Annotated in this window: 23 protein-coding genes; 19 read left to right on the plus strand and 4 right to left on the minus strand. The window is 56.4% G+C overall.

Annotated elements, in window-relative coordinates; translation table 11 throughout:
- Window positions 1–16: 16 nt before the first annotated feature.
- Both rraA and G8764_RS00445 read left to right on the plus strand, forming a co-directional pair.
- Window positions 17–517 carry a ribonuclease E activity regulator RraA gene (rraA, locus tag G8764_RS00440; protein WP_166160812.1) on the plus strand — a complete coding sequence of 167 codons (501 nt, stop codon included), beginning with the start codon at window positions 17–19 and terminating at the stop codon, window positions 515–517.
- Window positions 518–530: 13 nt separating this feature from the next.
- Window positions 531–1208 (plus strand): hypothetical protein, encoded by a 678-nt coding sequence (locus G8764_RS00445; protein ID WP_166160813.1) that lies wholly within the window; start codon window positions 531–533, stop codon window positions 1206–1208.
- 60 nt (window positions 1209–1268) lie between these two features.
- Here the strand turns inward: G8764_RS00445 and G8764_RS00450 are convergent, their stop codons facing one another.
- Both G8764_RS00450 and G8764_RS00455 read right to left on the minus strand, forming a co-directional pair.
- On the minus strand, window positions 1269–2750 hold the full coding sequence (locus tag G8764_RS00450) for an HAD-IB family hydrolase (protein WP_166160814.1): 1482 nt from the start codon (window positions 2748–2750) through the stop codon (window positions 1269–1271).
- Window positions 2751–3151: 401 nt separating this feature from the next.
- On the minus strand, window positions 3152–4603 hold the full coding sequence (locus tag G8764_RS00455; RefSeq protein WP_166160815.1) for a hypothetical protein: 1452 nt from the start codon (window positions 4601–4603) through the stop codon (window positions 3152–3154).
- Between the two features lie 499 nt (window positions 4604–5102).
- Here G8764_RS00455 and G8764_RS00460 point away from each other — a divergent pair, with 499 nt between their 5' ends.
- The 7 genes from G8764_RS00460 to G8764_RS00490 all read left to right on the plus strand — a co-directional run bounded on the left by G8764_RS00460 (window position 5103) and on the right by G8764_RS00490 (window position 11379).
- Complete coding sequence (locus G8764_RS00460; RefSeq protein WP_166160816.1) at window positions 5103–5792, plus strand: hypothetical protein; 690 nt, start codon at window positions 5103–5105, stop codon at window positions 5790–5792.
- On the plus strand, window positions 5789–7288 hold the full coding sequence (locus G8764_RS00465; RefSeq protein WP_166160817.1) for a peptidoglycan-binding protein: 1500 nt from the start codon (window positions 5789–5791) through the stop codon (window positions 7286–7288). The genes G8764_RS00460 and G8764_RS00465 overlap by 4 nt, the downstream gene beginning before the upstream one ends.
- Before the next feature lie 67 nt (window positions 7289–7355).
- A complete protein-coding gene (locus G8764_RS00470; protein WP_166160818.1) occupies window positions 7356–8051 on the plus strand; it encodes a hypothetical protein in 696 nt (231 codons plus the stop codon).
- 11 nt (window positions 8052–8062) lie between these two features.
- A complete protein-coding gene (locus tag G8764_RS00475; RefSeq protein WP_207951616.1) occupies window positions 8063–9085 on the plus strand; it encodes a phosphotransferase in 1023 nt (340 codons plus the stop codon).
- 2 nt (window positions 9086–9087) lie between these two features.
- Window positions 9088–9651, plus strand: a complete 564-nt coding sequence (locus G8764_RS00480) for an AAA family ATPase (protein WP_166160819.1) — start codon at window positions 9088–9090, stop codon at window positions 9649–9651.
- Window positions 9652–9862: 211 nt separating this feature from the next.
- Entirely contained in the window at window positions 9863–10495 is a 633-nt protein-coding gene (locus tag G8764_RS00485) for a DUF1326 domain-containing protein (protein ID WP_166160820.1), read from the plus strand.
- 20 nt (window positions 10496–10515) lie between these two features.
- Window positions 10516–11379, plus strand: a complete 864-nt coding sequence (locus G8764_RS00490; RefSeq protein WP_166160821.1) for a DUF2182 domain-containing protein — start codon at window positions 10516–10518, stop codon at window positions 11377–11379.
- Between the two features lie 833 nt (window positions 11380–12212).
- Here G8764_RS00490 and G8764_RS00495 read toward each other — a convergent pair.
- The gene (locus G8764_RS00495) at window positions 12213–12392 is read right to left on the minus strand and encodes a hypothetical protein (protein WP_166160822.1); all 180 of its coding nucleotides are present in this window, start codon (window positions 12390–12392) and stop codon (window positions 12213–12215) included.
- A 289-nt stretch (window positions 12393–12681) separates the two neighbouring features.
- On the opposite strand from G8764_RS00495, the gene yfbR reads away from it, so the two are divergent.
- The 10 genes from yfbR (at window position 12682) to G8764_RS00545 (ending at window position 21087) form a co-directional block, all read left to right on the plus strand.
- Entirely contained in the window at window positions 12682–13323 is a 642-nt protein-coding gene (gene yfbR / locus G8764_RS00500) for a 5'-deoxynucleotidase (protein ID WP_166160823.1), read from the plus strand.
- 70 nt (window positions 13324–13393) lie between these two features.
- Entirely contained in the window at window positions 13394–13687 is a 294-nt protein-coding gene (locus tag G8764_RS00505; RefSeq protein WP_166160824.1) for a YebG family protein, read from the plus strand.
- A gap of 277 nt (window positions 13688–13964) precedes the next feature.
- A complete protein-coding gene (locus G8764_RS00510; protein WP_166160825.1) occupies window positions 13965–14783 on the plus strand; it encodes an ABC transporter ATP-binding protein in 819 nt (272 codons plus the stop codon).
- Window positions 14784–14886: 103 nt separating this feature from the next.
- On the plus strand, window positions 14887–15684 hold the full coding sequence (mlaE, locus tag G8764_RS00515) for a lipid asymmetry maintenance ABC transporter permease subunit MlaE (RefSeq protein WP_166160826.1): 798 nt from the start codon (window positions 14887–14889) through the stop codon (window positions 15682–15684).
- Window positions 15685–15706: 22 nt separating this feature from the next.
- Window positions 15707–16189, plus strand: a complete 483-nt coding sequence (gene mlaD / locus G8764_RS00520) for an outer membrane lipid asymmetry maintenance protein MlaD (protein WP_166160827.1) — start codon at window positions 15707–15709, stop codon at window positions 16187–16189.
- A gap of 27 nt (window positions 16190–16216) precedes the next feature.
- Window positions 16217–16828, plus strand: a complete 612-nt coding sequence (locus G8764_RS00525; protein ID WP_166160828.1) for an MlaC/ttg2D family ABC transporter substrate-binding protein — start codon at window positions 16217–16219, stop codon at window positions 16826–16828.
- Window positions 16829–16846: 18 nt separating this feature from the next.
- A complete protein-coding gene (locus G8764_RS00530) occupies window positions 16847–17206 on the plus strand; it encodes an STAS domain-containing protein (RefSeq protein ID WP_166160829.1) in 360 nt (119 codons plus the stop codon).
- A gap of 350 nt (window positions 17207–17556) precedes the next feature.
- Complete coding sequence (gene glgP / locus G8764_RS00535; protein WP_166160830.1) at window positions 17557–20079, plus strand: alpha-glucan family phosphorylase; 2523 nt, start codon at window positions 17557–17559, stop codon at window positions 20077–20079.
- Between the two features lie 181 nt (window positions 20080–20260).
- Window positions 20261–20431: a sodium-dependent bicarbonate transport family permease gene (locus G8764_RS00540; protein WP_207951617.1), complete on the plus strand. Its 171-nt coding sequence runs from the start codon at window positions 20261–20263 to the stop codon at window positions 20429–20431.
- Window positions 20432–20460: 29 nt separating this feature from the next.
- Window positions 20461–21087 carry a 3'-5' exonuclease gene (locus G8764_RS00545; RefSeq protein WP_166160831.1) on the plus strand — a complete coding sequence of 209 codons (627 nt, stop codon included), beginning with the start codon at window positions 20461–20463 and terminating at the stop codon, window positions 21085–21087.
- Between the two features lie 21 nt (window positions 21088–21108).
- Here G8764_RS00545 and G8764_RS00550 read toward each other — a convergent pair whose 3' ends face one another.
- On the minus strand, window positions 21109–22419 hold the full coding sequence (locus tag G8764_RS00550) for an NAD(P)/FAD-dependent oxidoreductase (protein ID WP_166160832.1): 1311 nt from the start codon (window positions 22417–22419) through the stop codon (window positions 21109–21111).
- Window positions 22420–22615 lie beyond the last annotated feature (196 nt).

Here is a 22615-nt window from a genome sequence, read left to right on the forward strand (position 1 = left end):
AATCGCGAGTGCAGCCATGACCAACCCCGTTTCAGAGCGCTTTTCCACCCCGGATTTGTGTGACCAATTCCCCGACCAGGTACAAGTTCTGGAGCCAATGCTCGGCAACTTTGGCGGCCGGGACAGCTTTGGCGGCGAGATAGTGACCATTAAATGCCACGAGGATAACTCGCTGGTCAAGGAGAATGCCGCCCGCCCGGGGGCCGGCAAGGTAATGGTGGTCGACGGTGGCGGCTCCCTGCGGCGGGCGCTGCTGGGTGACATGATCGCCGAGACCGCCGTGCAAAATGGCTGGCAAGGGTTGATCATTTACGGCTGTGTGCGCGACGTGGACGCCCTGATGGAGCTGGACCTCGGCGTGCAGGCGCTGGCCAGCATTCCCTTGAAAACCGAGAAGCGGGGCATTGGCGACCTCAACGTACCTGTGACTTTCGGCGGGGTGACATTTACCCCCGGCCATTATGTGTACGCGGACAACAACGGCGTCATTGTTGCCGCCAGCCCCTTGAGTAACTGAAGGCCAGGCCTCTATGCCCAATTTATACGCGGTAACCATTGAGTCGATCAAAGAAGTCCACAGCCTGCCTGGCAGCTGGGAAAACGACGCCCTGCGCGAGCTGCTGGCGCTGGCCGAGGTGGACGACCTGGGTGATATTGCCGACGCAGACCTGCTGGATATGGTGCTGATGGTATTGCAGGACCTCGGCAACCAGAAGGCCGGTGAGCTGGTATTGGAAGCAGTATTTGGCGACGCCATGCGCCCGGGGGTCAGGCAGAACCTGGTGGCGGATTTGCAGGAGGACGAGCCCTGGACCGATTTCGCCGAGGTCAGCCAACAGCGCGGCATTTTTGTCGCCGTTTGCCTGCTGCAACAAGCATTTCCCCGTCGCTACGGCACGCCGGATGCGCTGCAGGTGATCGTCAAGGTAACGGCACAATCCAGCGCTGGTGCGCCCCCCATGCAAGCTCCCCAAGCCGACTGGTTAATCCGCTTGCTGGCCTGTGGCATGAGTGAGCACAATATTGTCCACCGACTCTATGCCGACGAATTAAAGGCAGGCAAGTTCAAGGAGGCCGATGGCCTGATCTGGGACTGCCAGGCTGTCGACGGCGACAATGACAACAGCCGCACCTTCGACTTGATCGCAGCGGCGCAGCTGTTCAATTCACTCAGCCCAGGCCAGGCGTTCAAGGCGTCGGTGATTTAGGTCTGTGATTTAGAGGCGGCCGCCGAACACCCTGCTTGAACAGGGCGCCAGCGGCACAGCTTATACCGCAGCCGCGGCAATGGTCTCCCGGTACTGTTGCTCCAGGTTGCCAATGCGAGCGTTGAAGTCCTCGCGGCTGCAGTTGTGCAGTTGGGTCGGCGGCAGCACTGTGACCTTCACCGTGGTCGGGTTGACGCAAATCTTGCCGCGCGGCAGGGCATCACCACTGTTGTGCAGGATAACCGGCACTACCGGCACCTCGGTCTGTCGCGCCAGCACAAAAGCGCCGTGTTTGAACGGAGCCACCTGCTGGGACATGGAACGGGTGCCTTCCGGTGCAATGGCGACCGAGCGACCGGCGCGAATGACTTCCGCGGCTGACTTCAATTGTGAGCGAGCGGCACGGGCGTCTTCGCGGTCGACGAATATTGCACCATTGGCGCGCATAATCGATCCCAGCACCGGTGTATTGGCCAATTCCTTTTTGCAGAAGGCGGTGATGTCGTGACGCAGCAGGCGCGCCAGGATGACCGCATCGAGATAGCTCTGGTGGTTGAAGATAAATACCGCCGGGCGGGCCGCCTCCAGGAATTCCTGGCCTTCTATCTCCAGGTCCATGCCCGCGTAGAGGGTGCCGATATCACCCAGCATTGAGGTCATGCGGTTGCGAGCCTCCTGCGGAGAGAGAGTCAGGGCGTAGGTCGCGGCGCCGGCCAGCGCGGAGCCGACCAGGCCCTGGCACAGCATGCCGGTGCGCACGGCGCCGGCGATACTGGCGGCGCGCCGGCTCTTGAACGACAGCGCCGGCCAGGCGCGCTTGCGGGCAATCTTGGCCAGGGCAGGCTGGGGGTTAACCGCCACCGGTCGGCCGACGATATTGAGCAGCGGCAGGTCATCGGTACTGTCGGTATAGAACCAGGCGTCTTGCAGCGAGCAATTGAAGTGCTTGGCCGCCTGACGCCCGGCCTCAGCCTTGCCTTCACCAAAGCAGGGCTTGCCGAGCAAACGCCCGGTCAGCTTGCCATCACTGGATTCCAGCTCCGAACAATAGAGATCGTCGAAGCCCAGGTACTCAGCAATGGGTTCGGCCTGATAGCGAGTCGCCGAAGTGACCATAACCAGGCGATGGCCCAGGCGGCGGTGTGCGGCCACCAGTTCTGCGGCCTCACGGTAAATTGAGCTCTGCAGGTATTTGGTGAACACCTCGCGGGACATACGGGTGGTCGCTTCACAATCCGCGCCGGTGAGCTCTTCAGCGACCTGGGCCAGCATTTCAGTGAAATCGATGCGATGGGTACCGTATTCGAGCATTTTGCGAATATTCTTCAACACCATCCGGCTGTTGGGGCGGCCGCGACGGGCGATCTCAAAGACGAAAGCATGGAAGGTATAGCCCGCCACCAGGGTGCGATCCAGGTCAAACATAGCCAGCCGGTTGCCACCAGGGCCTTGCTTTGACGCTTGGTCTGACGCAGAGCCTTGTTCCAGCAACGCCTGGCGATAGGCGCGAAAATCCAGATCGGAAGAACTGTTCTTGGGCATGGGAAACTCCTGTGGGGTTACCCTCCATTAGGGTACTGATTAATTGTTTCGAGCTGCTTGACTTACATGGCAAGCACTGCAAGCCACGTGCCAAACACAAGACTGGGTGTAGCGCAGTGTTTTCAAGACGTTAGACAGGTAGCGTGGTAACCACGCCTCGTCGCCTGCACCAGTTTGGTGCCACAAAGTTTAATAATGGTGTGTTACTGGAATATGACGAACTCAAACCAGTTATGTGGGGGCGACACGTGCAACGACCAGGGCCGAGGCTCGGGCGCGGATTCTACTGGAGATACTGCACTGGCAGCAATAGGCTATTAGTCTAATTTTTATGTTACTTGCTGGCTTGGCAGCAGCGCTGGCATGACGCCAGCGAGCGGCGCCGGACGGGGAGGGTGAACCTATTTTTTCTTCTTAGGCAACTGCTCAACCGCAATTTCAAGTCTCACACTAAAGATCAGCACCCCCTCCCGGTCATCCTCGGGCAATTCGCGCTTCCAGGCGTAGGCGGGCTCCAGTTCGTAAAACAGCCAGGGGCGATAGAAGTTTTTGCGGTAGCGCACGCCGAGCCCGTAAGAGGTGGTCAAATAGCTCGGCCGGGTGTCACCGTTGACCCAGGTAAAATAGGACATGGCGGACTTTTCATTGCGTCGCTGGCCCAGCAGGAATCGGGACGACCATTCAACGCCGTCGCTTTTTTCGTAAAAGCGGGCATTGTTCGACCAGCGAAACAAATAGTTCTCGCCCAATAGATGGTCATACTCATAGCGCGAGCGGCTGCCGAAGCCTTCGCCGTCGATAAAATACAGCGTTTGTACAAAACGCTGGGTAATGTGCTCGCCCCAGGGGATTTCGTAGCGGTAGCGGGCGCTGGCTCGCAGCTTCAGGGAAGAGCGCAACCCGAGCCGGTAGTCGAGCCGGGCGCGGCCTTTTTCCTTGGCCTTGTACTGCAAGGCCAGGCGGGTGGTTTCGGTCTCACCGGCCACGCGATTGACATTCTCGTCGGTGGCGGAAATCTCACCTTCCTCATCGGTAAAAATCAAACTCAACCGTTCGTTGATTCTGGGCAAGTGCACCTTGCCGCGCAGGCGCACTGCGTTGTCGCGCCCCTGGCCTTCCTCCCATTCGCTCTCAAAGGTCAGTCGCAACGAGGAATAAGCCGATTCGATATCGTCCCGGGGGGAGCCAAAGAAGTGGTCGATCCAGTTGGCCAGTTCGTGGGCCGAATTGGCGACGTAGGAGTGGGTGTCGTCGACCCAGCTTTGGTCATCGGTCTGGTCAGCGGAGCCGGCTGGCCCAGCGCTGTCCGCTCCTGTTCCGTCCGCTCCTGCATGATTTGCCCCGGTTATGTCCGAGGCCTCGGGCAGGGTGACCTGATCGTCGTAGGCTAGTGCAGGGTAAGCTGAACTAGGGCTTGAATAGTCCAGGCTTGAATAGTCCAGATTAGAGTGGCCCTGGTTCTGGTAGGCTGTGCTTTTATTAGCTGAGCTTTCGTATTCGGGGCTTATGTATTCGGGGCTTATGTATTCTGGGCTTATGTAATGGGGAGCCGGTAAAGCTGCACTGGCAGAACCCGAATCAATAGTGCCCGAAGCGGGATAGGTTGGCGCCGCTGCAATACTGTTCGCAGAAATACTGTTCGCAGAAATACCGTTCGCAGAAATACCGTTCGCAGAAATACCGTTCGCAGAAATGCCGGTCGCAGAGATTGCGGCTGGTTTGCTTTGCGCCAGCACTCGGCTGGTAAAATCTTGACTGGTAAATACCGGGTCGGAGATTACCTGGCCAGCAAAGACCGGGCTTGTCAGTAACCAGACCACCGCACTTAACTGGAGAGTGCTTTTTCTTTTCATAGCTTCATTGTAGATTGAATGCCCTGGGATGTGCCACCTGCAAAAACCACAATCGCCAGGACTGTTAACTGGTACCCGTCCGATCTCTTCATCCCCCAGATGAACCTGTCACCACTGGCAAGTCGATCAGTACGGGTTGTCTGTGAGGATAACGCCGAAACGCCTCTAGAAACCAGCGCTAAATGTGACTATATTGGTTAGGGTAAGTACAACTCGCCAAAAGCCTGAAACAATGCTCGACAGGCGTCGGTACTTGCCGGCGGCAGTTGACTACCCGGCCTGACATCCATACTCGCCGGACTGGCATCAGAAGTTGACGAGCAGGGCTGCAGCGAACCCGCGCAGCTTAATCGGAGGCGTGCAAAACGTGGAGCAGGGCAATAGTCCAGCAACAAATAGTCCAGCAACAAATAGTCCAGTAACTAGCGGTCCAGTAACAAGCCGTCCCGCCACAAACGGTTCAACCGTAACCCCGGTAAACCAGGATCACAGCTGGCAGTTGCGCTTGCTACCGGTTATGACCGGCCTGGTGCTGACTCTGGCCCTGTTCTTTTTTGCTGCAACCATGCACCAGCTCTACCAGCTCAACAGCAAAATTCAGCAAGTACCCCAGCTCGACAACAGTGAATTACTGGCCAGCTCAAACACTTCAGTGACACTGGTCGAAAAGCAGTGGCGCTCGCTGGTGCTGCTTGAATCCCACGTACTGCAGCAGCGCTACCACCAGGCGAATGTATTGCTGATGGCCCGGGTATGGGTGCGCTACCTGGGGTTTGTAACGGGCATGATACTGGCCCTGATTGGTGCGGTGTTTATACTGGGCAAGCTGCGTGAACCGACCACTGAGTTAAGTCTCGGCAGCGGCAGCTCCGAACCTGCTAATCAGCCGGGTAACCTGAAGGTACAACTGCTCACCCAATCCCCTGGCATTGTGCTGGTTACCCTTGGCACAGTGTTAATGCTGATTACGATTATGGTTCACCATCCCATCGAGGTTGCGGATGCGCCCATCTACACCTCGGTCACTATGACCGCAGCTCCGCTGACCGAATCCTCCAGGCCAGCTCAATTGAATCTCGATTCGGCCAGTACCAGAAAGCCGGCATCCGCGGACCAGATGTCCCGTTTGCTGGAGGAAGCCAGGTTGCGACACGGCGTCGATGCAGCTTCCGGGGAGGGGGCTCAATGAAACGCTCAATGTCGGCACTATTCCTCTTATGGCTTGGCGCTGCGCCACTACTGGCCGCCAACCTGGAAGAGATTCGTCAGCAGTGGCACGCCGCCAATTACGCCCAGGTGATCAGTGAACTGCTGCAGTATCGGGACACGGACTTTGGCAAAACCATTGAAGTGGACTACATGCTGGCGACCAGTTTTTGTCGTCACCCGGGGGACGACGATCTCGGCCGCGCCTTTTTGCTGAATATTCTCCAGGTGTACGAGCTGTCCAGCCAAAACCGCAGCGCAATCCATGAAGAATTGACCGTCTGCCCCGATCTGCGCCAACCCCACCAATTGGCGTTTCTCAGCAGCCGTTCAACCGGCGGCGGAGACGCGGGGGTGCGCGGCAAGATGTTCTATTTCGTCGACGGTCCCAACCGCGCCATTGGCGGTGACCCGCTGCAAGCGCGGGGCGAGATACCCGCCACGGAGTTGCAGGCCCGGCTGTTCAAATTGGGCGACTCCGGCCCGGCTGCCACCGCCATGGACCAGCGACTGCGCAAACTGGGCTATCAACCAGCGGTGTATGCCAGTCCCCACTTTGTCATTGGCAGTGTCAGCAATCACAGTGATGCCGACCTGCAGGAAATTGGCCGCCTGCTGGAGCGAGCGCTGGATTTTTTTGTGACCACCTATGAAGTGCGCAGGCCCGCCAACTTTATCAGTGTCTACCTCGTACCCGATGGCCGGCAAATGCGCACCATCGGCGATAAACTGCACGCACTGGAGGTTGCCCAGGGCACCATCGGTTACTCCTTCAGGAATGATTTAAGTGTTACATCCGTAGTGCAAGGACCGTTTACCGGCACTCTCAAACATGAGCTTACCCACCTGCTGGTGCGCAGCAACTTTGGCGATATACCACCCTGGTTGGATGAGGGGCTGGCTGCGCTGTACGAGGTTTCCCGGCTGGAAGGCGAGTTCTTGCGCGGCCTGCCCAATTGGCGCGGCGAGATCCTGAAACGTTACTGGCACGGCCAACCGCCGGTGGCGGAGCTGCTGGGCATGAACTGGCAACAACTGGACGCGGAAGAAGGTTCCATGGAGCACCAGGCTGTGCATCATGCCCTGGCACGTTACTGGGTTCTCTACCTGCAGGACCGCGACTACCTGGCCGCGGTCTACAACCAGTTCAGAACCCGTGATATACGCCAGGTGACCGCCAACCCGGGGGCAGATGCAACCCGGCTGATTGCAATGGCCAGTGGACGCCCACTGCCGGTTTTAGCCGCCGATTTCGGCACCTGGCTCGAGCGCCTGAGCCGGCCGCTCAGCAATGCGGACGTAGCCGATGTGCAGCGCAGGCTCAGCGCCCTGGGTTACTCTCCCGGCAAGGCCGATGGCCTGCTGGGCAGCAATACCATCGCTGCGGTAAAAGCCTTTCAGCGGGATAACCAGCTTGACGAAAATGGCCAAATTGACACTGTGTTGATCGACCTGATCAAGGCGAAAACAGGAAAATAAGCAGCACATCCCACATTGCTTGCCAGGCGATGCCCGCTGCCACCGCGAGTGACCAGGAGAACAAACAGTGCGCCTTTACCCGCTGGCGTATATGGCCGGCTTGCTACCACTGCTCACCATCAACCTGACCTGGTTGCTCGCTGCCGACGCCGGCCAGGTGGCCTGGTGCATTCCTTATATAGAAAGCTGTACCTCCATCAGTGCCACCGGCCGTTCACCACCGGCCAGCTTCGTCTTTAAAGGCCTGATGATTCCGGCGGCGCTGTTACTGATGCTGTACTGGCTGCTCAATGCGCAGTGGCTACGGCAACTGGGTAGCAGGCAGCGCAACTGGCATAACGCCCTGGTTGTACTGGGCTTGCTGGCCGGCCCGGGCTTGATTTTTCACGTCCTGTTATTAGGGGAGGATAGCGCACTGTACCGCCAGCCCCGGCATTGGGGAGTGGCAGTCTTTTCTGTTTGTACCTTCTTCGCGCAGGTGCTGTTCACCGCGTTGCTGCAGCGGCTTCCCCTGCGCCAGCCGGGTTTGCGGCGGCGTGTGCGGCGGCGACTGTTATGGCTGTGGCTGCTGTTGTTGCTGGACATATTGATCGGTCTGGCGAATGTCCTCAGCGGCCAGCTCAGCCCCACCTTGTATGCTGCGCTGAGCAATGCCTTTGCCTGGAATTTTATGTTGTTGCTCTGCCTGCATGTTATTCTGACGGCGGATTTGTGGTATCGAACTGATTGGCGCGCGACGCTCAGTACCAAACACCCGGATTAGAGAGTGACGTTATGATGGCTTCCGGCAATAACTTGCCAGGCTACCTGAAGATGCTGCTGCAAGCACAGGCCTACGATCATCCGGCGGAGAATATCCAGCTGCTGCAAACGCATATCAGTTACGTGGTATTAGCGGGGCAATACGTTTACAAATTCAAGAAGCCGGTCAACTTTGGCTTCCTGGATTTTTCCAGCCTGGCACAGCGCGAGCACTACTGCCGCGAGGAGCTGCGATTAAACCAGCGCCTGTGTCCGGACATCTACCTTGATGTCGTCACTATCAATGAAGAGGCAAACACTGTCGGCCTCAACGGGCCTGGTGCGGTGGTGGAATACGGGGTAAAAATGCGCCGCCTGCCCGAACAGAGCATGATGACCAATGTCATTGCCCGGGGCGAGCTGAATGCAAGCCACATTCAACAACTGGTGCAGATCCTGGTGCCGTTCTATGAGCGGGCGGATCGCGGCCGTGACATCGACCGTTTTGGCAGCTGCGCGCAGGTGGCGACCAATGTATTGGAAAATACGGACCAGATAGAGCCGTTTATTGCCGAAGCCAACCTGGACAGCGAGGCTTTTGCTGCCATTAAAGCCTGGAACCGGGCATTTTTACGGCGCAGTGATTTATTTGACCAGCGCATTGCCGACGGCCATATTCGCGATTGTCACGGTGATTTACACTCCGGCAATATCTGCCTGGACACGCCCATCCATATCTTTGATTGTATCGAATTCAACCAGCGGTTTCGTTACGGAGACGTCGCCTGCGACATCGCCTTCCTGGCCATGGACCTGGATTTCCACGGCCTGCAGCGGCTGTCCGCACTGTTTGTGGAGAGTCTGGTTGAGCAGAGCAACGACCCGGGCATCCTGCAAGTGCTCAATTTTTACAAGTGTTATCGAGCCTGTGTGCTGGTCAAGGTTGCCTTGCTCAGCGCTGGCGCTGACGATCCCGCCCTGAAGCAGCGCTGCCAACTGCGGGCCAGCCGCTATTTGGAGCTGGCGCAAACCTACCTGGCGGCAGAGGGCAACTGACGGTGAGCCTGCCTTCTATCCTGGTATTTTTTGGCCTGACCGCCTCTGGCAAGTCGACACTGGGCCGCTTATTTGCCGAGCACCACAATTATGTGTACTTGAACACCGATCGCGTGCGCAAGGAAATACTGGGGCTCCCCGTGACTGCCCGCAAAGGCGCTCCGCCGGGTGAGGGCATCTACAACCAGCAATTGACCCGGGACACCTACGCCGAGCTGCTGTTGCGCGCAGAGCAGGCAGTGCAATCCGGCGCTCCCGGCGTCGTGCTGGATGGCTCCTATATGCGCCTGGAGGATCGACGGGATGTACTGCAGCTGGCGACAAAGCTGGGGCTGGATGTGGTGTTTGTTTTTTGCGACTGCAGTGCCGCCACGGTTAAGGAGCGACTGCAGCAGCGGGCCCGTGACCCAGAGGCGATTTCAGACGCCGGCTGGGCCATCTACCAGGACCAGCTGGCGAAATTTTCAGCGCCGGACGAATTGGCCGCCGGCCAGTTGCTGCAGATAAATACCGAGCGCCCGCCCGGGGACTTATTAGCAGAACTGGACAACCTGTTGCGCCGCTAAGTGCACCGGCTGGTGTATTCAGCCCAAGTTGGTGTTTTCATCCTAAACAACGGCTGGTTCTCAGCAGTTGCGTTTATATCCACACTCGGTCTATTAAACACCCTTGCCAGGTTCCGGTATCAAGCGTAGTTTTTCAAACATAAGGTGATTAGCTAAGGTTGGGGTTGTTGCAACCGAAAATGCATAACTTGCAAAAACTGAGGCGAAAACAATGATTCCCTGGGAAATAAACGGCGACAGTTTTACCAACTGCAATTGTGCCTATGGCTGTCCTTGCCAATTCAATGCACTGCCCACCTACGGCAACTGCGAAGCCCTCCACAGTATGCACATCAAATCAGGGCATTTCGCCGAAACACCTCTGGGCGGCCTGCGCGCGGTAACTGCCCTCTGGTGGCCGGGGCCGATTCATGAAGGCAAGGGCAGGGTGTTCGTAATCATCGACGAGGAGAGCACCGAAGACCAGCGCAATGCCTTGCTTACCATTATGACCGGGCAGGAGACCGAGCCAGGCGCCACTATCTGGAATGTATTTGCCGCAACTATCGATGAAATTCTCGAGCCGGCTTTCTTGCCCATCGACCTCAGGATCGATATCCCCAGGCGCAAAAGCAAAGTTATGGTGGACGGCCTGGTCAATTCTGCTGGCAAGCCCATTGTCAATCCGGTCACTGGCGCCGAGCACAAAGTGCAGATTCATATCGACAATGGTTTTGAGTACGATCGGGCAGAGATCGGCAGCGGAAAAACCAGTGTCAACGGTCCCATCAAGCTTGCCTTTACCGATACCCACGGCCAGTTTAACGAGCTTCATTTGAACAATTACGGTGTGATCAGACAGTAGTTAATTAAAAAAACCTGCTCATGCAAGCCATCCCGCCGGGCGCTACACTCACCGAGCGCATCCTGCGCCAGTCACGCTGGCTTACGTTGGCGGCGCTGGTCATCGTCATTATTTTAGCGTGGCTCTATATTCTCTCCGGCGCCGGTACCGGGATGAGTACTCTCGCCATGACCACTTGGGAGCTTCCCACCAGCAAAACCTTGCGCCCCATGCAAATGCCATGGAACCTCGACTATGCCTTGATTATGCTGCTGATGTGGTGGGTCATGATGATTGCCATGATGTTGCCCAGCGCTGCGCCGATGATTTTGTTGTACGCGCGGGTGGTGCGTAAAAACTCAACGGCCGCAGACGGGGCAGGGCAGGCGCCAATGGTTGCCAGCGCGAACTTTGCCGGCGGCTATTTGTCGGTGTGGTTAATATTCAGTGTGATGGCGGTGCTGCTGCAATGGTGGCTGGAGCGTTTGGGCGTGGTGCACAGTATGATGATGTGGAGTACCAGTGCGACCCTGTCCGGAGCGCTGTTGCTGGGCGCCGGGCTGTACCAGTTTTCGTCCCTCAAGACCGTTTGCCTGCGCCACTGTCAGTCGCCGGTGCAGTTTATGGCCAACCATTGGCAGCCGGGTAAATTGGGTGCGTTTCGGATGGGTGTGCGGCACGGGGTCTATTGTACCGGTTGTTGCTGGGCGCTTATGACACTGTTATTTGTCGGCGGTGCTATGAATCTGGTATGGATTGTGGGTCTGGGGCTGTTGGTGCTGGTTGAGAAGTTGCTGTCGAGGGGCAGGGTATTTGTCTATTTGTCAGGTGTGGTGCTGTGCGTTAGCGGGGTTCTGCTAGTGGTTGACGGTGTTAGTGGATGTAAGTATGCATGCGGACTTTGACACGGTTGTGCTTTGGGGAGGGGTAGTAATGGTCTGGGTGTCGCTAATGGTAAGGGTGTCGCGCGGCGGCCCGGTGGGTGAGCCCCGCCTGAGCGGCCGCGGGCTCTCCGCACTTTTCGCGCTCCCGGCCTCTTGTTAATGTCTCAATAGTAGCTGTACTCTGCTTGGCAAATTGTTGGTAAGAAAACATGGTTTAGCGCGGCGGCCCGGTGGGTGTACCCTGCCAGACCGGCCGCAGGCTCTCCGCGCTTTTCGCGCTCCCGGAAACTCGCTAGCGCTCAAACATCCGTCCGCGAAAACCCGAAAAGCGCGGAGAGCCTAAACGCGACCTGATTGGTCTGGCAGGGCACACCCACCGAGCCTTGACCAGGCATCGAGCGAGATTCTGGTAATTGCAAGACAGCCCATTTAAGGTCATCCCCGCGCAGGCGGGGATCCATTGATTTTAAGTACGTACTGGATCCCGGGATGCCGGACCGCCGCCTACACGGGGATGACAAAAAATGAGCTGTAGCTGGCTGATAAAAAATCACACTGCCGTTAAAAAGCACAATGTAGTCAGCGGTGGGGGGAGCCCGTTGCGGATCAATCAGGCCATGCTTATCCCCCCGACCACATTTGGGGTAGTCGGCAAGGACTGTCTGAATCCCAATTTTTTGCGCGTCTTTTTGCGCAAAAAATGGTTGAGTTTCGCAGCCGCCAAATGTGGTCGGGGGGATATGGCCGATCCGCAATGGGCTCCCCCCATCGATGACGGGCAGATTACTCATATTTCAACTAAAGGCATTCGTAAAAAAGGAGTGCAGGATCAAATAGGAGAAGTTAGAGCTTTCTTATTCGGTTTTATCCTGGGTTGGCCAGACTATGTTTTTTATCGCCTCGCTCTGCTCGGGGCTGGTGGTTTCTTCAGTCTCAGGCTCGGTGCCGGCTTTGCGTTGGCGTTTTTCTTCTTTCTTCTTCTTTTTAGCAATGTCTCGCTGGCGTTTTTCAAAGGAATAGTTGGGCTTGGCCATTCGGCTTCTCTCTGGTCGGTTTCAATACTGGGTTACAGGGTAACATTTCTCCTGCCAGTTACCACGAGATTATTGGCGCCTGCTTTCCCGGGACGGGGGAATCTATCTCGGCATTCGATTGGCCATTGATTGCCGTGGGGATCGCGTTATACTGTCTCTATATACAGTAGTGTGTCTTTGTGTTTAGTGGCTCGGGTCTATAGGTGTTGTGGTTCATATTGGTCCGGGTGTGGGTTGGTTGGCCTCTTTTTATTGAGAGAGTTTATTGAGAGAGTTACAGGGAGCTTGCATGAAAAGTCATTTCTTTGCCTATATCAGTAAAATTCGCTGGATTGTGCGCTGGGGCCTGAAGCGCAACTCCATCCCCGAAAACGTGATGGAGCACAGTTGGGAGGTCGCAACCATTGCCCACGCCCTCGGGGTGATTCGCAACCGGGTATATGGCGGTGCAGTGGACGTCCACGCCATGGTTACCGCCGCTCTCTACCACGACTGCAGTGAGGTGATTACCGGGGATATGCCGTCGCCAATCAAGTACCATTCATCCGCGATCCAAAAGGCTTACAAGACCATTGAAAGGGAGGCCGAGCATGAGTTGCTGAGCCTGTTGCCCGAGGAGCTCAAGCAGGATTTTGCCGCGGTAATGCTGGAAGGGGGGTTGCCGCGGGAGCAGTTACAATTGATCAAGGCGGCTGATACACTCTCCGCCTACTTGAAGTGCCAGGCGGAGTTGGCCACTGGGAATCAGGAGTTCAGCAAGGCTGCCGATGATATTGTCACTCGCTTAAAGAGTTATCAATTGCCGGAGGTCGACTACTTTTTACGAGTGTTTGCGCCCAGTTATCAATTGACGCTGGACGAACTGCTCAATAGTGACAAGAAATCCAGCAAGCTTTCCCAGCATGAACAGGCGCTGATGGTGGCAAAATAAAGATTTTGTTGCGCGAGCAATTTTTATCAGTATACTGGATTTATATACAGTATTTAACGAGGAGAACCATATGGCAGTCATTGCTGTTTGGAAGTGCGATAGAGACGGAAAGATGTTTGACGATAAGAAAGCAGCGGATGAACACGATAAAATGCTTGAGTTTGCAGCCAACGTCACGGCCGTGATCGAGCGGGAAGTGAAGTCTGTGGATGAAGCCGCTGCGGAAGAGATTGGACTGCTGTTTGCGAAGCACCGCGAACTGCTGGCCAAGGCCTGCAAGGGCAAGCCCGAAGCTCTGCTCGAAATGAATACTGTAGCGAGCGCAGATGCAGGCAATGTCACCAGCCTGGCGGCAAGCAAGTAAAATCAAGCAGCTGTGATCAAGCAGGTAACCTCAAGTACGTAACTTTAGGTAAGCAACATCAGGTAAGCAACATCAAGTAAGCCACAAGTTACAAGTAACTACAGGGGGGCAGCCAATTAAGCCCCCTTAAGCCAGTGCTCGGTCTGCCTGCCTGGCTTACCCCCATTCCTTTACTGATTCAATCAGTCACACTGATGCCCGAGCCTGCCTGGGCCATTGCGCCGCGCCGCCAAGAGATTCATACTCGCAGCTATAAATAACCCGGCATTGGTTCACCATGACTGCCAGCAGCGGCTCAGATACTCTCGTCGATATTCGCAATGTCGATTTTGCCTACGGTGCACGCACCATTTTGCACGACATCACCCTCAAGGTACCGCGGGGCAAGGTGGTGTCTATTATGGGTGGCAGCGGCTGTGGCAAAACCACCTTGTTGAAGCTCATTGGCGGTCAACTAAAACCCACCAGTGGTGATGTCAGCGTCGACGGCCAATCGGTACCTGCCCTGGGCACCAGCGAATTGTTCAAGCTGCGCCGCAAAATGGGGATGTTGTTCCAGATGGGGGCGCTGTTCACCGATATGTCGGTGTACGACAATGTCGCCTTCCAGATGCGCGAGCACACCGATCTGCCAGAGGCGCTTATTCGCGACCTCACCTTAATGAAGCTGCACGCGGTGGGTTTGCGCGGTGCCAGCAAATTGATGCCGTCCGAACTCTCCGGCGGCATGGCACGCCGGGTGGCCCTGGCCCGTGCCATCGCCCTCGATCCCATGCTTATTATGTACGACGAACCCTTTGCCGGGCTCGACCCCATTTCCCTGGCCATTGTCGGACGCCTGATTCGCACCCTCAATGATGCGCTGGGCGCGACCTCCATCGTGGTGACTCACGATGTGCAGGAATCCCTCAAAATTGTCGATTATGTCTACCTGGTATCGGCAGGGGCGGTAATAGCCGAGGGAACTGCAGAGGATATGCATCACTCTAACGACCCGTATGTACGGCAGTTTGTGGATGCCAAAGCCGATGGGCCAGTGGCGTTTCACTATCCGGCCGCTGATTACCAGCAGATGCTGTCGGAACTGCACGGCTAGCAGCATGTCGTTAGCCATCCATGAAGTGCTAACTACCCATACAGTGTTTACCCATACAGTGTTTACCAATAAAAAAAATCGCGGGCAGGGGTGATCAGCGTTAATGAATATCGGTAGTGTAAGTGGCGGATTGCAGCGATTGGGGGCGCTGGTTACCAACGGCCTGGTCGACCTGGGCGTGGCGGCACGCTTCTTTGTGGCGATATTGGCCGCTTCCGGGATTTGCCTGCGCCGGCCCGGTCTGGTGATCAAGGAAATCTACTTTATCGGGGTGTTGTCCCTGGTCATTATTTTGGTGCCCGGCCTGTTTGTGGGCTTGGTACTGGGGTTGCAGATGTATGACACTCTGCAGCGCTTCGGCTCTGGGGATATCGTCGGCATGGTGGTGGCGCTGTCTTTGATTCGGGAGCTGGGACCAGTGCTGTCGGCCCTGCTTATTTCCAGTCGCGCCGGCTCGGCGGTTACCGCTGAGATCGGCCTGATGAAAACCACTGAACAGCTCAGCGCCATGGAGATGATGGCCATCCAGCCGGTATCTCGTGTCATTGCACCGCGCTTTTGGGCCGGTATTATTTCGGTGCCGCTACTGACTTCGGTTTTCAACGTGGTTGGCATATTCGGCGGTTATATCGTCGCCGTAAAACTGCTCGGGGTGGATACCGGCACCTTCTGGTCACAGATACAGGAGTCGGTGGATTTTCGGGTCGACGTGGTCAACGGCATTATTAAAAGTGTCTTTTTTGGTATCGCCATAACCTTTATCGCCGTGTTCCAGGGTTACCACGCCTCGCCAACCGCTGAAGGGGTGTCGCTGGCGACCACACAAACCGTGGTAAAGTCAGCGTTTGTGATACTGGCCATGGATTTCGTTTTGACCGCTTTTATGTTCAGGGGAATATAGAAGGACCAAAAGAGGGACAGTTATGAATCGTCAGTTGCTGGATCTTTGGGTGGGCATATTTGTCACAATCGGCATAGTTGCCACGGTGTTCCTGTCGCTGCGAGTGGCCAATCTTACTACCTTGCAAACCGGCTCGGTTTATACGGTAAAAGCCGAATTTGACAACATTGGTGGCCTTAAGGTGCGGGCGCCGGTAAAGAGCGCCGGTGTCACCATCGGGCGGGTGAGTGCCATCAGTTACGATGCCGAGCAGCATAAGGCCGTGGTGAGTGCCGCCCTTGATGCCAGGTACCAGTTCAGTGCCGACTCGTCCATGAGCATCCTCACTTCGGGTCTGCTGGGTGAACAATATATCGGCCTGCTCGCTGGTAGTGATACCGAAATGCTGCAAGAGGGCGATCTGATCTGGCTGACTTCATCGGCTATCGTGCTGGAAAACCTGATCGGCCAGGTACTTTTTAACAGGGCCGGTGCCGAACCGACCAAGACGCCCGCAGACAATTAAATAACTATAGCAACGGAAACTTTTACTATGAGATTTACTTGCAGATCCTTTTACGCCGTAATAGCCAGCTTTTTACTGGCCGGTTTGGTACTTGCCGCCGATGCTCCAAGCCCATTGAAGCTGGTGGAAATCACTGTCAATGATGTAGTCGCCGAAATGAATGCGAACCAGGAGCTCTATACAGAGCAGCCAGAAAAACTGCAGTCCATGGTGCTGGAGCGAGTCGCGCCGCACTTTGATTTTCAGCGTATGACCCAGTTGGCGCTGGCAAAAAACTGGTCCAGTGCAACACCGGCTCAGCGGGAACAAATCACCAATGAATTGCTGCAGATGATCGTGCGCAATTACAGCAATGCCATGTTTACTTTCCGCAATACCCCGATCAAATTGCTCAGTGAAAAGTTATCCGGTGAGCGCAGCGCCAGGGTGCGCCTCAGCGTGACCAACTCCAATACCGGCAATTTGGTAGACGTGATATTGCGTATGGAGCACCGCAACAGCAACTGGCAGGTGGTGGACGTGGTGGTGGACGGGGTTAGCATGGTAATTACCTACCGGGGTACCTTTGATGCGGAAGTGAGTAAAGGTGGCATCGAAGGCTTGATCGCCAGCATCAAAGCCAACAATATGGCCAATTGAATAGCGGAACTGATTAAAGTGTCCAAGCCTGCACTGGAAGTCGACAAGAACACCGGTACACTCAAGTTCCGTGGTTCGCTGACCATAGCAACGGCGGCCGAATTGTATCGGCAATTGCAATCGGTACTGGCCATTGAGCTGCCTAAAACTTTGACCCTGGATTGCCAGCAGATTGGCAATGCCGACTCCGCAGCCATCGGTTTATTGGTAGAAGCTCACCGACAACTTAGCGCCGGCGGCAAAGTGCTCTCCATTGTCGGCTTAAGCGAGAAACTATCCAGCCTGGTACACCTTTATGGGGTCGAGTGGATTTTATCTCCACCATCCGCACAGCCTTCGCCCCAGTCAACCAACGCGACGCTCCTGCCAGATGAGTAAAAGAGCTGCGTGACTGTTAAAATTTTACCTAATTACGCCTATGAATAAGCCAACTTTCGGCGATAGTAAACATATACCCTGTAGCCCTTGGGACAGCAGCTTTGCTCCCGGCCTGGCTCCAGGGACTTGCTTTCAAGACTCGCCGAGATTCCATCCATGGAGGCTCCACGACAGCATCCCTGCTGTCGAGGGTCTTGAAAGCAAGCCCCCGAAGCCAGACCTAACATAGTGCCGGCTGCACGACGCTTAGCTTCGGTGGTAATTAGGAAATTTTATGACGGCTTCAGGCCGTTGACTGCAACGGCTTGCAACAAACTTCTACGTCAACCGCCCCCGGGAATTAAACAGCAATGCAATCCCAGCACTATTTTCCCCGCGCTTTACCTGAACCCTTGCGCGGCCTTGCCACCCTGGCGCTGGATTTGCGCTGGAGCTGGAACCACGGCGCGGACACGTTATGGTATCAGGTTGCTCCCCAGTTATGGGACGAGACGGCGAATCCCTGGCTGATCCTCGAAACGGTCTCTGACCATCGACTGCAGATCCTGGCCAGCGACAAAGTATTTCTGCGGCAACTGCAGCTGCAGCTTGATTCCCGCGCAGCTCATCATTCTGCGGCGAAGTCCTGGTTTTCGGAAACCATCGATGGCGACTTTGTTGGCTCTATTGCCTATTTCAGTATGGAATTTGGTATTTGTGAGTCGCTACCGATCTATTCCGGCGGCCTCGGCGTGTTGGCCGGTGACTACTTAAAGACCGGCTGCGATCTCAATGTTCCTTTGATTGGTGTCGGTTTGCTCTATCAGCAGGGTTATTTTCGCCAGACCCTGAACGCCGCCGGTGAACAGATCGAATTTTATCCCTATAACGACCCCACTATGTTGCCGGTAGTACCCCTGCGCGATGACAGCGGCGAGTGGGTGCATGTGGTACTCGATCTGCCCGGCCGCAGATTGCGCTTGCGCACCTGGCTAGGGCAAGTAGGGCGGCGGACGTTATTGCTACTGGACAGCAACGACCCTCTCAACGACCCGGGTGACAGGGGCATTACCAGTGAACTCTACGGCGGTGGCGAGGAAAAACGCCTGCAACAGGAGTTTGTGCTCGGCATTGGCGGCTGGCGTTTGCTGGATTTACTGGGCCTGGATTGCCCGGTGTGCCACCTCAATGAAGGCCATGCGGCGTTCGCGATCCTGGAGCGCGCCCGGAGCTTAATGAGCAGCAGTGGCCAGCCGTTCCCTGTGGCACTGAGAACCATTCGCGCCGGCACCCTGTTCACTACTCACACCCCGGTAGAGGCGGGTTTCGATCGCTTCAAGCCGGAAGTTTTTAGCCTGTATTTCGGGCAGATGGCGGATGAACTTGGCGTGTCCGTGGATGAGCTGCTGGCACTGGGGCGGTTGAACCCTGACGACCACAGCGAGCCTTTCAATATGGCCTACCTGGCCGTGCGCGGCTCCGCGGCGGTAAACGGTGTCAGCCGCCTTCACGGCGAGGTCAGTCGGCGTATTTTTCAACCCCTGTTTCCCCATTGGCCCCAGGCCGAAGTGCCGGTGGGTTATGTCACCAATGGCATACATGTACCGAGTTGGGACTCTGCAGCCGCGGACCGCTTATGGACTGATGCTTGTGGAAAATCACGCTGGTGTGGCGAGTTGGACTCTGTAGAGATGAAACTGCGGCAACTCGGCGATGAAAAGTTATGGGACTTGCGCGCTGCCGGGCGACAGCGGTTGATCGACTTCCTGCGCATGCGATTGGTGCGGAAACACCGACGCAGCGGTGCGACGGAAGAGCGGATCCGCTGTTGCGCGGAAGTTCTCGACCCCGACATCCTGACGCTGGGCTTTGCCCGGCGCTTCGCGGAGTATAAGCGGCCCAATTTACTGTTGCACAATCAACAGCGCTTGTTGCGCCTGCTGAGCAATCGGGACCATCCGGTGCAGCTTGTTATCGCCGGTAAGGCCCACCCCAGGGATGCCATAGGTAAGGGGATGTTGCGTCAATGGCACCAGTTTATCGAACATAACAATATGCACGAACGGGTGGTGTTCGTGGAAGATTATGACCTGGGTGTGGCTGAGGAGTTGATCCAGGGCGTCGATGTTTGGCTGAACACCCCGCGCCGGCCCTGGGAAGCGAGTGGCACCAGCGGCATGAAAGTATTGGTCAACGGCGGCCTCAACCTGTCGGAACTGGACGGTTGGTGGGCCGAAGCCTACGCGCCTGAATTGGGCTGGGCGATCGGGGATGGTCTTGAGCACGCCGATACTGCCGCCTGGGACACGCAAGAGGCAGAACAGCTTTTCCAGGTTTTGGAAGCGGAAGTGATTCCCTGCTTCTACCGCCGCGACGAAAAAGGACTCGCCACGGACTGGGTAAAGCGGATGCGCGCGAGCATGGCAACCCTGACCTTGCAGTACTCCACTAACCGCATGCTGCGAGAATACACCGATAAGTATTACATGCCGCTGGCCGCAGCCTATCGAACACGCAGTTCCGAGCCCAATATCGCCGTAGAGCTGGAAACCTGGCAGGACACACTCAACCAGCACTGGCAAAGATTACATTTTGGCAATGTAACCACACACTGGGAGGAGGGCGAGCATCATTTTGAGGTGCAAGTTTACCTCGGTGACATACCGGTTGAGTGGGTGAGCGTCGAATTGTATGCCGACGCGATCCCCGGCTCCACGGCGCTCCAGCTCAAACTGCGGCGGGGCAGTGCACTGTCGGGTACAGCCAATGCCTGGGTGTACCACGGCAGTGTCAGCGCCGAGCGGCCAGCCGAGCACTTTACCCCGCGCATCATCGCTGCGCATCCGCAAGCTCACATTCCCCTGGAAGCCAACCAGATTCTCTGGTTTCAGTGAGTGTCAATTCTACAGTAGCCTGGCAGGGCGATCGATGGCGTATCAAACACCTGCCGCAGAGGCCAGTAAAATTTCTGCAACTGGCGCTAACGCGATTGGGTCCAGCCGGATATCAGTTGGAATTATTTGCCAGTGAATTAAACTGCAACCTTTCCAATACTACCTGTGCGGTGATCATAAAATGAGCGACCCGATTATTTTATTCTTCCTGCTCGGCATAGGCGCCGGACTGTTGCGCTCGGAGTTGCGCTTGCCCGCGGCAATTTACGACTTTGTCAGTATGCTGTTGCTGCTGGCCATCGGCATGAAGGGTCGGATCGAACTTGCCAAACCCGGCAATCAAGCGACATAATCAACCCGTAAACAGGTGGCCTGGTTAACATGCAATCGCCGACATACCTGCCACGGCCAACCAAAGAGCAGATGCGGGCTCTGCCGGCATTCGCAGAACTGCCGCAGAGCCGCATAGTACTGGTTCAATCTGGGCCTGAGCTGGAACTGGCGATAGCGGCAATCAACGCCTCCACTCATGTGGGTTTTGACACCGAGAGCAAACCGACGTTTGTGGCCGGGCAGAAAGGCGGCGGGCCGCATCTTTTGCAGGTGGCAACCGCCGACAATGCGTTTCTTTTTACCCCGGACTACGCCCCTGGCCTGGCGCCGCTGGGCGAAATCATCCAGTCCGGAACAATTGTCAAAGTGGGGTTTGGACTGAAATCAGACCGCGGCCCGATCCACAGGGCATTGGGCGTGACACTCCGCAATATCATTGAATTATCGTCCGCGGTCAAACGCCTGGGTTATGAGCAAACTGTCGGGGCGCAAGCGGCGGTGGCCATAGTGCTGCATCAATATATGCGCAAATCGAAAAAATTATCGACCTCCAACTGGGCCGCGAGGCCACTGTCGCAAGCGCAACTCAACTATGCCGCCAACGATGCCTATGCCAGCCTGCAGGTATACTTGCAGCTGGCCAGAACCGCACCGCAGCTTCTGTTGCCGATGTAACCGGCCATGTATAGCCCGCTATCAATGCAACTTCAATCTGGGGCGCAGGAAGTTATTGATCTTGTCGGTCAGGGTCAGCAACAGGGTGCGCAGCCAGCCGTGGACCGCCAGTTGGTGCATGCGATAAAGCGACACATAGGCCATGCGCGCAATGCGGCCTTCAACCCGCAAGGTGCCGCGACTCAAACCGCCCATTAAACTGCCAAACGCGGTGTAATCACTGAGCGACACCAGCGAGCCATAGTCGTTGTAGACAAACTCCTGCAGGGGTTTATCGTTGATCAGGTTGAGCAGGTTTTTCGCCACGGTGGTGGCCATCTGGTGGGCCGACTGCGCTCTCGGTGGTACCCAACGCTCGTTACCATCCTTGTCCGTGCGCAGCAACCCGGCACAGTCCCCCAAGGCGAAAATCGCCGGGTCAGCCCTGGTTTGCAGGGTCTTTTCCACCAGCAGTTGATTGGCGCGGTTGGTCTCAAGGCCGCCAAAATCCTTGAGAAAATCCGCAGCCTTGACGCCCGCCGCCCAAACCATCAGGTCCGCCTCGATGCGCTCGCCACCCTTGCAGATCAAGCTGTTCTGCTCGGCCCGTTCAACTGCCGTCGCCACCCGCACATTCACGCCCAGCGCGGTCAATTCCCTCTGCACTGCAGTGGAGATTCTCTCACTCAATGCGGGCAGTAACTTGGGCCCAGCTTCGACCAGGGTGACCGTGAAGTGCTCGGGTTTGATGTGGCGCAGCCCGTACATGGCAAAATACTCGCGCGCCTTGAACAGCTCCGCCGACAGTTCGACCCCGGTAGCGCCGCCGCCGACAATGGCCACTCGCAGGGTGCGTTCAGCGTCACTCTCGGACAACTGGCGATTGAGGCGGATAAAGTGATGGGCCAGGTGTTTCTGGAAGCGCAAAGCCTGGCTGGGGCTGTCGAGGAAAATGCAGTTGTCGGCGATACCAGGCACACCAAAATCATTGGTGACACTGCCTATGGCCAGCACCAGGTAATCGTAATTTTCCTCGCGCTGGGGCAGGATTACCGAGCCGTCATCGTCCTTGAGCTCCGCCAAGTGGATAACCTTGCGCTCGCGATCGATACCGCACAAGGTGCCCAGCTTAAAACCAAAACCGTTCTGGTAAGCGTGCGCGCGGTAGCTGACCGAGTCGATTTCGGCGTCCAGCGAGCCGGAAGCCACTTCGTGCAACAGCGGTTTCCAGATATGAGTGTGGTCGCGATCAACGAGGAGAATTTCAGCTCGCTTTTTACGCCCCAGTTTTTTGCCTAGTTTGGTTGCCAGCTCAAGGCCGCCAGCTCCGCCTCCTACAATTATGATTTTCATGGGTTTGCCTGCTTTAAGAAATATGCCACTGACTCCGTAGCCGCAATTCGGACTTGGGGGGCAGGGGGATATTGCCTGGGCGGGCGACTGCATTCGGGCGCACTTTAGCACGGGACCGCTGCTTTGATAATAGCCGCTTAGTAGGATTTTTACGCCGCAGGGTTGAGCTACGGGCCAGCCTGAAGACCCGGCTGGC

The organism is Pseudomaricurvus alcaniphilus (assembly GCF_011440395.1).
In the GTDB taxonomy this organism is placed as follows: Bacteria; Pseudomonadota; Gammaproteobacteria; order Pseudomonadales; family Cellvibrionaceae; genus Pseudomaricurvus; species Pseudomaricurvus alcaniphilus.

Coding starts and splice junctions, on each gene's coding strand:
- G8764_RS00445 (WP_166160813.1), top strand. CDS start 531: ATGCCCAATTTATACGCGGTAACCATTGAGTCGATCAAAGAAGTCCAC.
- yfbR (WP_166160823.1), top strand. CDS start 12,682: ATGAAAAGTCATTTCTTTGCCTATATCAGTAAAATTCGCTGGATTGTG.
- G8764_RS00485 (WP_166160820.1), top strand. CDS start 9,863: ATGATTCCCTGGGAAATAAACGGCGACAGTTTTACCAACTGCAATTGT.
- G8764_RS00505 (WP_166160824.1), top strand. CDS start 13,394: ATGGCAGTCATTGCTGTTTGGAAGTGCGATAGAGACGGAAAGATGTTT.
- mlaE (WP_166160826.1), top strand. CDS start 14,887: ATGAATATCGGTAGTGTAAGTGGCGGATTGCAGCGATTGGGGGCGCTG.
- mlaD (WP_166160827.1), top strand. CDS start 15,707: ATGAATCGTCAGTTGCTGGATCTTTGGGTGGGCATATTTGTCACAATC.
- G8764_RS00475 (WP_207951616.1), top strand. CDS start 8,063: ATGATGGCTTCCGGCAATAACTTGCCAGGCTACCTGAAGATGCTGCTG.
- rraA (WP_166160812.1), top strand. CDS start 17: ATGACCAACCCCGTTTCAGAGCGCTTTTCCACCCCGGATTTGTGTGAC.
- G8764_RS00550 (WP_166160832.1), bottom strand. CDS start 22,419: ATGAAAATCATAATTGTAGGAGGCGGAGCTGGCGGCCTTGAGCTGGCA.
- G8764_RS00510 (WP_166160825.1), top strand. CDS start 13,965: ATGACTGCCAGCAGCGGCTCAGATACTCTCGTCGATATTCGCAATGTC.
- G8764_RS00465 (WP_166160817.1), top strand. CDS start 5,789: ATGAAACGCTCAATGTCGGCACTATTCCTCTTATGGCTTGGCGCTGCG.
- G8764_RS00495 (WP_166160822.1), bottom strand. CDS start 12,392: ATGGCCAAGCCCAACTATTCCTTTGAAAAACGCCAGCGAGACATTGCT.
- G8764_RS00540 (WP_207951617.1), top strand. CDS start 20,261: ATGAGCGACCCGATTATTTTATTCTTCCTGCTCGGCATAGGCGCCGGA.
- G8764_RS00545 (WP_166160831.1), top strand. CDS start 20,461: ATGCAATCGCCGACATACCTGCCACGGCCAACCAAAGAGCAGATGCGG.
- G8764_RS00455 (WP_166160815.1), bottom strand. CDS start 4,603: ATGAAAAGAAAAAGCACTCTCCAGTTAAGTGCGGTGGTCTGGTTACTG.
- glgP (WP_166160830.1), top strand. CDS start 17,557: ATGCAATCCCAGCACTATTTTCCCCGCGCTTTACCTGAACCCTTGCGC.
- G8764_RS00490 (WP_166160821.1), top strand. CDS start 10,516: ATGCAAGCCATCCCGCCGGGCGCTACACTCACCGAGCGCATCCTGCGC.
- G8764_RS00525 (WP_166160828.1), top strand. CDS start 16,217: ATGAGATTTACTTGCAGATCCTTTTACGCCGTAATAGCCAGCTTTTTA.
- G8764_RS00450 (WP_166160814.1), bottom strand. CDS start 2,750: ATGCCCAAGAACAGTTCTTCCGATCTGGATTTTCGCGCCTATCGCCAG.